The organism is Synechococcus sp. R55.7, assembly GCF_047461955.1.
GTDB lineage: Bacteria > Cyanobacteriota > Cyanobacteriia > Thermostichales > Thermostichaceae > Thermostichus.
On record NZ_JANSIC010000242.1, the window covers coordinates 1 to 3614 of the forward strand.

The 3614-nt window shown below is 55.8% G+C and carries 3 protein-coding genes; 2 read left to right on the forward strand and 1 reads right to left on the reverse strand.

Annotated elements, in window-relative coordinates; genetic code table 11:
* Nucleotides 1–19 precede the first annotated feature (19 nt).
* Complete coding sequence (locus NW820_RS10990; RefSeq protein WP_369791756.1) at nucleotides 20–1312, reverse strand: aminotransferase class I/II-fold pyridoxal phosphate-dependent enzyme; 1293 nt, start codon at nucleotides 1310–1312, stop codon at nucleotides 20–22.
* Nucleotides 1313–2191: 879 nt separating this feature from the next.
* On the opposite strand from NW820_RS10990, the gene hpf reads away from it, so the two are divergent.
* Both hpf and NW820_RS11000 read left to right on the forward strand, forming a co-directional pair.
* A complete protein-coding gene (gene hpf, locus NW820_RS10995; protein ID WP_011434101.1) occupies nucleotides 2192–2764 on the forward strand; it encodes a ribosome hibernation-promoting factor, HPF/YfiA family in 573 nt (190 codons plus the stop codon).
* Nucleotides 2765–2776: 12 nt separating this feature from the next.
* Nucleotides 2777–3517: an urease accessory protein UreF gene (locus tag NW820_RS11000; protein ID WP_414352004.1), complete on the forward strand. Its 741-nt coding sequence runs from the start codon at nucleotides 2777–2779 to the stop codon at nucleotides 3515–3517.
* Nucleotides 3518–3614: the final 97 nt, after the last annotated feature.

The following is a 3614-nucleotide window of genomic DNA, read 5'->3' on the forward strand; positions in this document are numbered from 1 at the left end:
CCGAGAGCAAACTGTTGGCCTACAGGGTTTCCCAAGCTTGCAAGACGGCTTCTAGGGCCAGCCGCCCATGGTAGAGATGGGTTCCCCCCTGCAAGTAGACGGTGTAGGGATCCCGCATCGGCCCATCGGCAGACAGCTCGGCACTGCTCCCGGCAATAAAGGTGCCTGCTGCCATCACCACCGGGTCTGCATAACCGGGCATCACCTCCGGAACTGGGGTGAGGTAGGAATCCACAGGAGAACTGTTTTGAATGGCGTGGCAAAAGGCCTGCAGCTTTTGCGGGGATCCCAATTGAATGGCCTGGATGATATCGGTGCGAGGAGCTTGAGGCAGAGGCGAGACCGGGTAGCCCAGATCAGAAAACACCTGCGCCGCCAGATGGGCGATCTTCACCGCTTCGGCCACCATCTGCGGGGCCAAGAACAAGCCTTGAAACAGAAGGCGGTTGAGATCTAGAGTTGCCCCCCCCTCCGAACCAATGCCCGGAGCCGTTAACCGACAAGCGGCTTGCTCCACCAGCTCTGCCCGCCCGGCCACATAGCCCCCTGCGGGAACGAGGGTGCCCCCCGGATTTTTGATCAGGGATCCGGCAATCAGATCTGCGCCCACATGGGTTGGCTCCTGGGTTTCCACAAATTCGCCGTAGCAATTGTCCACAAAAACCACAACTTCGGGGTTTTGCGCTTTGACCATTTGGATCATCTCGGCAATCTGGGCAATGGAAAAGCTGGGCCGCCAATCGTAGCCACAGGACCGCTGAATGTGAACCAAGCGGGTTTGCGGTCTGAGGGCGGTTTTCAGGGCCTGCCAATCGACAGTTCCCTCCCGCAAATCCAACTGGCGGTAACCGATGCCAAACTCCCGTAGGGATCCCCGCCCGGAACCCCGCAGACCGATGACCTCTTCAAGGGTGTCGTAAGGGGGGCCGGTAATCGCCAGCAGCTCATCCCCCGGACGCAGCACCCCAAACAAAGCACAGGCAATGGCATGGGTACCAGACACCATCTGCAGCCGCACCACTGCTGCCTCACAGCCCATAATCTGGGCAAACACCCGATCCAAAACCTGCCGCCCCTGGTCGTCGTGGCCATACCCCGACACCCCGGCAAAGTGATGGGATCCCACCCGCTGGTCGCGAAAGGCCCGCAGCACCCGCGCCAGGTTCTCTCTGAGGGTCTTCTCCACCGCCTGAAACTGCTCCTGTAGAGCCTCTTCTGCTCTGTCTAAAAGCTCTGCCGCCTTCAACGGGATCCCTCCGCCCACCCAGTCTGCCCCACCTTTTGCACACCAAGCTGGTTTCGAGGGTAGCATTTCAGCCACCCCGGAAAGAGTTGGCCTTCTCCCCACCGCTCCTCAAGGTGACTGCAGCGGCAGAACCGAGTTCCAAGTTCTTATGTACTTATGTAGCTCTCCGATAGAAACCTTACAGCATGGAACAGTGAACAACAGGCTTGTCAAAGCTAATACCGACAACAACACCATCTCTCAAGTCGAAAGCCTCATATTGATAAAAAATCGATAAAAAGCTTAATTTATATCAATATCCCTTCATTTTTGCTGTCAATGGCTATCCAATCAAGATGCTGCTAGGCTGTAGGATAATACCAACATACCCTGGAGGAAAGCTGAAGCATCTGGATTGCCGAGCTTATGGGCAATACGGCCCACCTTCAGTCTCTCAAAAACAGGTCAGAGTTAGAGACATTGTTTAACCAACTCAAAATCCAGCTCAGGAAGATTTTTAGCAGGCTAGATCTGTCTATGGGTTTGATGATAGATTTGGCTTTTGACTGAGGAACTTGCAACTTAAACTCTAAAAAACCTTTCCCAAAGACACTCAACACAGCCAATAGAAGTGCATGTCTTGCAGGGCGGGGATCCCGCTTCTCTACAGAGCTCCTGCGATTCGGGAAAATCTGGAATTCAACATCTCTGAAACATTAAGAGAGCCTAAATTTATTCTTAACCTCTGGCAGAGATCCTTGAGCGAGATGTTAACCTAGACTTAACCCAAGAGGTTAGTGCCACTCCCAAAGCCGATCTGCTCACCCTTGATGACAGGGCTCCATTTTTGCCAATTAAAGGGCTGACGTCGCCTGTGAGCTGGGATCGCTTTCCAGAGTTAGAGGGATCCCGGGTGGGGATGAGGCGCTATCTCAGGTATAAACCGACATGACTGGGAGAGTCCTCATGACTAAGCTTGTGATCCAAGGGAAAAACGTCGAGATTACCGACGCCATCCGCAGCTACGTTCAAGAAAAAATTGAGCGTGCTGTCAGTCATTTTGCCCAGATCACCAGTGAGGTTGATGTCAATCTATCGGTAGCCCGCAACCCCCGTATCAGTGCCAGCCAATCTGCCGAAGTGACCGTCTACGCCAATGGCACCGTGATCCGGGCGGAAGAAAGCAGCGAAAACCTCTATGCCAGCATCGACCGTGTGGCCGACAAGCTGGCCCGCAAGTTGCGCAAATACAAAGAACGGAACGGCATTCACCGCGTCCGCCACACCCCCAAAACCTCCGTGGCAGTGGCCCAGCAGCCCGTCACCGATCCGCTAAATACGGAACGGCAAGCGGAGTTACCGGCAGAGGTGGTGCGCACCAAGTACTTCGCCATGCCACCCATGACGGTTCAGGAAGCGTTGCACCAGTTGGAGCTGGTGGATCACGACTTCTACGTTTTCCGCAATATCGAAAATGGCGAGATCAACGTTATCTACGTCCGCAACCATGGCGGCTATGGCCTGATCCGCCCCCGCTAAGGCTTGGTGAAGATGCGTGGTGAGCTCTCCTCCCAACTTACTTCTCCAGGATCCAGCGGCACTTTCTATCTGTTGCTACAGCTCACCGATTCTGCCCTGCCGATTGGGGCTTATTCCCACTCCTGGGGCTTGGAAGCTGCCGTTCAAGCGGGTCAACTTCGCGATCGGGCTGGGGTGCAGCAGTACCTGTTGGGGGTTTTGCACATGGGCTTAGCCCCCACCGAGGGCAGAGCCTGTGCCTTGGCCCATCGTCTATCCCGATTGGGATCCGAGTCGGGAGTGGAGAAGCTGCAGCAACAGCTGCAAGCAACCCGTTGGGCGGCAGAGCCGCGCCAAGCCAGCCTAGATTTGGGGAAACGCCTAGCTCAACTGGCAGAACGCACCTGGGGAATCTCTGTCCCCAAGGCAGAGGGGGATCCACTGCATCATTCCGTGGTGTTTGGCTGGATCTGCGCTCAGGCGGGCATTGGGTTGGAAGATACCCTGCGTGCCTTCTTGTTCTCCTCCCTCACTGGGCTGGTCTCGGCAGCGGTGCGTCTGGTACCTTTGGGGCATACCGAGGGGCAAAGCCTATTGGCTCAGTTGTACGAGCCCATCGAGGCAGTGGTACACCAAGAGATCCTGCCGGTTGTGAAGCGGGCCGAAAGGCCAAACCTCTCCCTCGGCTGGCCGCCCCTAAGCAGCTTCACCCCTCTACAAGAACGGGATTGTCAAGCCCACCAACACCTCTATTCCCGCCTTTTTCAATCTTGAAAGCCGTCAACCCTCACCCCTAAACCCTTCTCCCAGAGGGAGAGGGGAGTTCAGCTAGAAATCGCAGGAGCCCCGCACTGTACCCGTAGGGTCAGTG